The 8065-nt window shown below is 72.6% G+C and carries 5 protein-coding genes; 2 read left to right on the top strand and 3 right to left on the bottom strand.

Going from position 1 to position 8065, the window contains the following annotated elements; genetic code table 11:
- Positions 1-48: 48 nt before the first annotated feature.
- Positions 49-540 (bottom strand): RICIN domain-containing protein, encoded by a 492-nt coding sequence (locus tag FNH08_RS38330; protein ID WP_152776142.1) that lies wholly within the window; start codon positions 538-540, stop codon positions 49-51.
- A gap of 170 nt (positions 541-710) precedes the next feature.
- Between FNH08_RS38330 and FNH08_RS38325 the strand changes: the two genes are divergently transcribed.
- Positions 711-4532, top strand: coding sequence for an nSTAND1 domain-containing NTPase (locus FNH08_RS38325; RefSeq protein ID WP_152776141.1), 3822 nt, complete (start codon positions 711-713; stop codon positions 4530-4532).
- Positions 4533-4619: 87 nt separating this feature from the next.
- Here FNH08_RS38325 and FNH08_RS54195 read toward each other — a convergent pair whose 3' ends face one another.
- A complete protein-coding gene (locus FNH08_RS54195) occupies positions 4620-5168 on the bottom strand; it encodes an LLM class flavin-dependent oxidoreductase (protein ID WP_152776140.1) in 549 nt (182 codons plus the stop codon).
- A 115-nt stretch (positions 5169-5283) separates the two neighbouring features.
- Positions 5284-6453, bottom strand: coding sequence for a steroid 3-ketoacyl-CoA thiolase (locus FNH08_RS38315; RefSeq protein ID WP_152776139.1), 1170 nt, complete (start codon positions 6451-6453; stop codon positions 5284-5286).
- Between the two features lie 281 nt (positions 6454-6734).
- Here FNH08_RS38315 and FNH08_RS38310 point away from each other — a divergent pair, with 281 nt between their 5' ends.
- Positions 6735-7970, top strand: a complete 1236-nt coding sequence (locus FNH08_RS38310) for a cytochrome P450 (protein WP_152776138.1) — start codon at positions 6735-6737, stop codon at positions 7968-7970.
- Positions 7971-8065: the final 95 nt, after the last annotated feature.

Here is an 8065-nt window from a genome sequence, read left to right as displayed (position 1 = left end):
GGCCGTACACCGGCCGGCGCCGGCGGTCCCGGGCCCCCTCGGCAGGCGTCAGAACCAGCTCTGGTTCTTGGACCGCGCGTCCGATCCGGGCCAGCAGGTCCAGGTACGCAGCCCGGCACTGCTGTCGTCGGCGCAGCGGCTGGTCGCCTGGTTCTTGAACTGGATGGTGCCGTCGTTCCACCGGTGCACGTACCAGCTCTGGTTCTTGGACCGCGCGTCCGACCCGGCCCAGCAGGTCCAGGTACGGAACCCGGCGCTGCTGTCGTCGGCGCAGCGGCCCGTGGCGACGTTCTTCAGCTGGCGGGTGCCGTCGTTCCAGACGTGCACGTTCCACTGCTGGGTCGCGCCGCCGTGGCACGCCACGGTACGGAACCCGCGGTCGCTGTCGTCCATACAGAGGCCCGTGGCCTGGTTCTTGAACGTCTGGGCGGCGAGTACGGTGACCCCTCCCGCGTCCGCGGCAACGGCCTGCGTGCCCAGTGCACCGCTCAGCGCGAGCGCGCCCCCCGCCGCCGCGAGTACGAGCCTGTTTCGCCTCATGTGATCCGTCCTTCCTGGGAGTTCCTGCCCTGTGCGGCCTCCAGGTGTAGCGGCCCCGACATTGTTCGCGTTCGGTCACTGGTGTCGAACAAACAACTCCTGAAAAATGTCCGCACGCAGCGACCACTGCGACCTGGGGGAACGGGGAACCCAAAGGGGGAGGTGCGGCGATGCCGCGCAGGGAGCGACCGCTGGACGCGGGGGACGGTCCGTTACGGGAGTTGGCCGCGGGGCTGCGGCACCTGCGGCAGAAGGCCGGCAATCCGCCCTACCGGAGGCTGGCGGAGCAGGCGCACTACTCGATCTCCACCCTGTCCTCCGCGGCGTCCGGGCAGCGGCTGCCCACGCTGGCGGTGACGCTGGCGTACGTGCGCGCCTGTGACGGGGACGTGGAGGAGTGGGAGCGCCGTTGGCGGGAGGCGGCGGAGCGGCTCGGCGAGTGGCACCCCGCCCTCGACCCGGAGGACGAGTCCGGCACGCCTCCGCCGTACGCGGGTCTGCGCTCGTTCCGGGAGCAGGACACGGAGTGGTTCTTCGGCCGGGAACGGCTGGTGGAGGAGCTGGCCGAACGGCTGGAGCGGCAGCGGTTCGTGGTGGTGATCGGGGCCTCGGGGTCGGGCAAGTCGTCGCTGTTGCGGGCGGGTCTGGTGCCGCGCCTGCGGGCCGCGGCGACGACGGTGGTGGTGTTGACGCCGGGGCCGCGGCCGCTGGAGGAGTGTGCCGTGCGGCTGGGGGCGCTGGCGGGGGTCGCTCCGGGCGGGTTGTACGAGGAGCTGAGACGGGACCCGGCGAACCTCGGCCGTCTGGTGCGTCAGGTCGCCGTCCGTTCCGGGGCCGTTGACGACGAGGCGGTCCTGGTCGTCGATCAGTTCGAGGAGATCTTCACCCTGTGTCCGGACGACGTCGAGCGGGACCGCTTCGTCGAGGCCCTGGTGACCGCCGCCTCGGACGAGGGCGGCCGATGCCGGGTGGCGCTGGGTGTGCGCGCCGACTTCTACGCGCACTGCACCCACAGCTCGCCGCTGGTGGAGGCGATGCGCGACGCGCAGGTGCCGGTCGGGCCGATGAGCCTGGACGAGTTGCGCCGGGCCGTGGTGAGGCCCGCCCAGCAGGCCGGGCTGACCGTCGAGGGCGCGCTGCTGGCGTCACTCACGGCGCAGGCTCACGGCCAGGCCGGGGTGCTGCCGCTGCTGTCGCACGCACTGCTCCAGACCTGGCGCAGGCGGCGCGGCAACGCGCTGACGCTGGGGGCGTTCGAGGCGGCGGGCGGGCTGGAGGGCGGCCTGGCGCGCACCGCGGAGGAGTTCTACCAGCGGCTGGACCCGGAGCAACGGAAGCTGGCCCGCCGGGTGTTCGTACGGCTGACCGCGCTGGGAGAGGGCACGGAGGACACCCGGCGCCCGGCGCGTCTGGAGGAACTGGAGGGGCTGGCCGGGAGCGCCGGCGGCGGCACGGACGCGGTGCTGGACCGCGCGGCCGGAGCGCGGCTGCTGACGCTGGACCACGAGCGGGTGGAGCTGGCCCATGAGGCCCTGATCCGGTGCTGGCCCAGACTGCACGGATGGCTGACCGAGGACCGCGAGGCCATCCGTACGCTGCGTCAGCTCACCGGCGCGGCCGAGACCTGGGAAGCGCTGGGCGGGGATCCCGGTGCGCTGTACCGCGGTACGCGCCTGGACATGGCGGTGGCGCTCGACCGCGCATCCCTGTCCGTGAAGGAGCGGGAGTTCCTCGACGCGAGTCTGGCCGCCCGGGCGGCCGAACGGGCGGCGGCGCGGCAGCGCGCCCGGCTCCGGCGTGGAGCGGTGGCGCTGCTGACCGTCCTCCTCGTGCTGGCGAGCACCACCGCGGTCTTCGCCGTGCGGGCGCAGCGGGCGGCGGACCGGCAGCGCGACGCCGCCAGTTCGCAGCGGGCCGCCGAGAAGGCCGCGGCGCTGCGGGCCACCAGTCCCGCTCTGGCCGCCCAGTTGAGTCTGGCCGCCTACCGTCTGTCGCCCACTCCCGAGGCCCGGAGCAGTCTGCTCAGCACCTTCGCCACGCCGTACGCCACGCAGTTGCCGGGGCGGGCGAGCGCCGTCACGGCGGTGGCGTTCAGTGCCGACGGCCGGGTGCTGACCACCGGCGACAGTGACCGGACCGTGCGTCTGTGGCGGGCCACGGATCCCCACCGGCCGCGTGAGCTGAGCGCGTTGCCTCGCCTGTCGGGCCCCGTTCGTACGGTCGTCGTCAGCCCCGACAGCCGTCTTCTGGCCGCGGGGGACGAGGCCGGGACGGTCGGGGTGTGGGACATCGACGACCCCCGCCGCCCCCGGCTCGCGGCGCGCCTGCCGGCCGGTGGGGGCCCGGCCGTCGGGCTCGGCTTCGGCCCCGGCGGGCGCGTCCTGGCGGAGGCCACCCGTGGGGAGATCCGGGTGTGGCTGCTGTCGGATCCGCGCCGGCCGCGCGCCCTTGCCACGCGGCGGGTGCCCGCGCCCGTGACGGCGGTGGCGTTCCGGCGGGACGGGCGCGTGCTGGCCACGGGCCACACCGACCGTACGGTGCGGCTGTGGGAGGTGTCCGCGTCGGGCGATCGGCTGCGGGAGCTGTCGGCCGCGGCCGGCCACACCGGTGAGGTGAAGGCGCTCGCGTTCGCGCGGGACGGCCGCACGCTGGCGTCCGGCGGCACCGACTTCACGGTGCGGCTGTGGGACGTGACCGGGCCGGGCCGGGCCCGCGAGACGGAGAGGCTCACCGGGCACACCGACGCGGTCAACGCCGTGGGTTTCAGCCCGGACGGCCGCACCCTGGCCTCCGCGGCCGTCGACGGCACCGTACGCCGCTGGGAGGTGTCCGGACCGGGTCCCGCGGGTGCGCCGGCCGTCCTCACGGGCCACACCGGAAGCGTCGGCTCGCTGGCCTTCAGTCCCGACGGCCGCACGCTGGCCACCGGCAGCGAGGACCAGACCGCACGTCTGTGGGACCTTCCCGGGCCGGCGATGACCGGCCACAGCAGTTCGGTCTACTCCGTCGCCTTCAGCCCGGACGGACGTCTCCTGGCGACCGGCAGCTACGACCGCAGCGTGCGCCTGTGGAGCCTCACGGACACGCGCCGCCCCCGGCGGCTCGACCTGCTTCCCGGGCACACGGGCCCCGTCAACTCCGTGGTCTTCCGGCCGGACGGGCGCGCCCTGGCCAGTGGCAGTGCCGACGGCATGCTACGGCTGTGGAGCGTGGCACCGGCGTCCCGTGCCCGTCTGCTGCGCACCGTGCCCGGCCGGGTCGGCCACGTCAACTCGGTAGCGTTCAGCCCCGACGGCCGCACCCTGGCCACGGGTGGCGAGGGGGGCCGGGTGCGACTGTGGGACGCGACGGACGTACGGAGCCCCCGTCCTCTGGCCGCGATGCCGGGATCCGCCGCCGTGGACTCCGTGGCGTTCTCCCCCGACGGCCGCACCCTGGCCGTGGCCGCGCGCAACAGTACGGCGGTCCTGTGGGACGTGGCGGGGCGACGGCGTCCCGCCCGCCTGGCGGTCCTCGCCCGGCACACCGGCGCGGTCAAGTCGGTCGCGTTCAGTCCCGACGGCCGTACCCTCGCCACCGGCAGCGAGGACCGCACCCTGCGGCTCTGGGACCTCACCGACCTACGCCGTCCGGTCTCCCGAGCCCGGCTGGCCGGCTACACCGACGGCGTCATGTCGGTCGCCTTCGCCCCGGGCGGGCGGACGCTGGCCGCCGCGAGCTCCGACCACACCGTACGGCTGTACGGCCTGACCGGTGGCGGTGGCGCCCGGGAACTGGCCCTGCTGACGGGCCACACCAAGCCGGTCGACACCCTCGCCTTCAGCCCCGACGGCCGCACCCTCGCCTCCGGCAGCGAGGACTGGACCGCCCTGCTGTGGGACCCCGACGTCGGGCGCGTCGCCACCCGGGTCTGCGACACCGCCGACCCCGCCCTCACCCGCGCGGAATGGCGCCAGTACTTCGCCCAGCAGAGGTACCGCCCGCCTTGCTGAGGCAGGCACTCGCCCCGTCCCGCCGCGTCCTCCAGCCGTCGTCAGCCCGTCTCGCCGGCCGGCACCAGCCCTTCGCTGCCAGTTCGATCACCTCGGCGGCGAAGGCGATGGCTCCGTCGACGCTGTGGACGGCGTACATCGAGTCGCGGACGGATCCCGGCCGGCCTCCCGGGCCAACCGGTCGATGACCGCCCGCTGGGCCACCAGACCGTCGATGTCCAGGTAGCTCGGCACCACGCACAACGGCAGCCAGCCGTCGCCGCGTTCGGCCACCCGGCGCAGCGCCCGCTCGGACAGCGCGCCCAGGTAGAACGGTGGGCGTGGGCGCCGTGCCGGCTTGAGCGGAGAGTGGTGCAGGGGCACCGAAACCAACTCACCCTGGTATGCGGCCGGGTCGGTGGTCCAGATGGCCTCCAGAGCGTCGAGCAGTTCGTTCATTCTGGCTCCACGGCGAGTGAAGTCCTGGCCCGCGGCCTCGTACTCCTCGGCGTGGGCTCCAAGGAGAACGCGCTCGGTGGCACTCGCGGCGACGCCCAGGAGCACTAAGGGGTCGGCGGCCGGGTTCAGTTCGGGCGGGATGGTGTCAGTAACACGATCTCGATCAAACGGCTCCGGGCACAGGAAACTCACCGTCATGGTCACCGAGGGCAGCGCCAGTTGAGCGCGTCGAGGAACAGCAGCAGCACGGCGGGGCCCCACCTCACCTTGGGCCCCGCCGCGTTCAGCACCTTCCTCGCCCGGACGGCCGCGACTACAGCCGCTGGATGATCGTGCCGGTGGCCAGGCCGCCGCCCGCGCACATCGTGATCAGGGCGAACTCCTTGTCCGCCCGCTCCAGTTCGTGCAGCGCGGTCGTGATGAGCCGGGCGCCCGTCGCTCCCACAGGGTGACCCAGCGCGATGGCGCCGCCGTTCACGTTCACCTTCTCCAGGCCCTGCTCGAAGACCTGCGCCCAACTCAACACCACCGACGCGAACGCCTCGTTGATCTCCACGACGTCGATGTCCTTCAGGGTCATGCCCGCCTTGCCGAGCACGGCCCGTGTCGCGTCGATCGGTCCGTCGAGGTGGAAGTGCGGGTCCGAGCCCACCAGCGCCTGGGCCACGATCCGCGCCCGGGGCTTCAGCTTCAGCGCCCGCGCCATCCGCTTCGAGGCCCACATGATGGCGGCCGCGCCGTCGCTGATCTGGGACGAGTTGCCCGCCGTGTGCACCGCCGTCGGCATGATCGGCTTCAGCCGTGCCAGTGCCTCCGGCGAGGTGTCGCGCAGCCCCTCGTCCCGGTCGACCAGGCGCCACATGCCCTGCCCGAGCCGCTGCTCGTCCTCCGTGGTCGGGACCTGGACGGCGAAGGTCTCCCGCTTGAAGCGCTCCTCCGCCCAGGCAACGGCCGCCCGCTCCTGGGAGGCGAGCCCCAGCGCGTCGACGTTCTCCCGCGTCAGGCCCCGGTGCCGAGCGATCCGCTCCGCCGCCTCGAACTGGTTCGGCAGGTCCACGTTCCACTCGTCCGGGAAGGGCTTCCCCGGCCCGTGCTTGGACCCCGATCCCAGCGGCACCCGCGACATCGCCTCGACGCCGCACGAGATACCCACGTCGATGACGCCGGCCGCGACCATGTTGGCCACCATGTGCGAGGCCTGCTGGGAGGAGCCACACTGGCAGTCCACGGTCGTGGCCGCGGTCTCGTACGGCAGGCCCATGGTCAGCCAGGCGGTCCTGGCCGGGTTCATGGACTGCTCGCCGGCGTGGGTCACCGTGCCGCCGACGATCTGCTCGACGCAGTCGGCCTGGATGCCGGTGCGACCGAGGAGTTCACGGTAGGTCTCGCCCAGGAGATAGGCGGGGTGCAGGTTGGCGAGCGCGCCGCCGCGCTTGCCGATGGGGGTGCGTACGGCTTCGACGATCACGGGTTCCGCGGCCATGGAGGCTCCTCTGCTCGGCTACCCGCGCGGCGCGGGGCGTCCCGGCCCGACCCGCCACGCAGAACTAGTACGCGTTCTAGTTCTGCTGGCAGTGTGCTGACGGTGTGTCCGTCGCCGCAAGGGTCGTGCAGCCACCAGCGGCCACGAACAGGCCCCGAAGACTTGATCTGCACGAGTTCCGCACGCAATTGAGGCTCCCGCACCTCTTGCGAGTTGTAGAACCCGTTACTACCGTCACGGCACCCATAACTGATGGACCGTCAGAACGACGGGAGTCGCCCATGCCCTGTCCAGCGCTGCCCGACGGGTTCGACTTCACCGACCCCGACCTGCTGCACCACCGCGTTCCGCTGCCGGAGTACGCCGAACTGCGCCGGGCCGAACCGGTCCGCTGGATCGCACAGCCGCACGGCCTGGCCGGCTTCGACGACGACGGCTACTGGGCCGTCACCCGGCACGCGGACGTCAAGTACGTCTCCACGCACCCGGAACTCTTCTCCTCCTACCTCAACACGGCGATCATCCGCTTCAACGAGCACATCGAACGCGACGCCATCGACGCCCAGCGGCTGATCCTGCTGAACATGGACCCGCCCGAGCACACCCGGGTCAGGGGGATCGTGCAGCGCGTCTTCACCCCGCGCGCCATCCGCGCCCTGGAGGACGCCCTGCGCAACCGGGCCCACCGGATCGCCCAGGAAGCCCTGGCACAGCCCGGTCCGTTCGACTTCGTCACCCAGGTCGCCTGCGAACTGCCCCTCCAGGCCATCGCCGAGCTCATCGGCATCCCGCAGGACGACCGCGCCAAGATCTTCGACTGGTCCAACAAGATGATCTCGTACGACGACCCGGAGTACGCGATCACCGAGGAGGTCGGCCAGGAGTCCGCGACCGAACTCATCGCGTACGCCATGAACATGGCCGCCGACCGCAAGCAGTGCCCGGCCAAGGACATCGTCACCACCCTGGTGACCGCCGAGGACGAGGGCAGCCTCGCCTCCGACGAGTTCGGCTTCTTCGTACTGATGCTGGCGGTCGCGGGCAACGAGACCACCCGCAACGCCATCACCCACGGCATGCACGCCTTCCTCACCCACCCCGACCAGTGGGAGCTCTACAAGCGGGAGCGCCCGGCGACGGCCGCCGAGGAGATCGTCCGCTTCGCCACCCCGGTCAACTCCTTCCAGCGCACCGCCACCCAGGACACCGAACTCGGCGGGCAGACCATCAAGAAGGGCGACCGGGTCGGGCTCTTCTACGCCGCCGCCAACCACGACCCCGAGGTCTTCGAGAACCCGGACCTCTTCGACATCACCCGCGACCCCAACCCGCACCTCGGCTTCGGCGGCGGAGGCCCGCACTTCTGCCTCGGCAAGTCCCTGGCCGTCCTGGAGATCGACCTGATCTTCAACGCGGTCGCCGACGCCCTGCCCAACCTCCGCCTGGCGAGCGACCCACGGCGCCTGCGCTCCGCCTGGATCAACGGCGTCAAGGAACTCAAGGTCAGCGCGGGCTGAGCAACCCGGGAAAGTCCAGGCCCCACACACTCGGGCCGGCGGCCTCCCGGCTCCGCCGGCCCGTCCCGTGGGAGGCAGGGGCATCCCCCCTACGC

Origin of the sequence: Streptomyces spongiae, assembly GCF_009377185.1 — a bacterium.
Taxonomy (GTDB): domain Bacteria; phylum Actinomycetota; class Actinomycetes; order Streptomycetales; family Streptomycetaceae; genus Streptomyces; species Streptomyces spongiae.
Note: the sequence above shows the minus strand (reverse complement) of the source record. Positions and strands in the feature narration are given on the sequence as shown.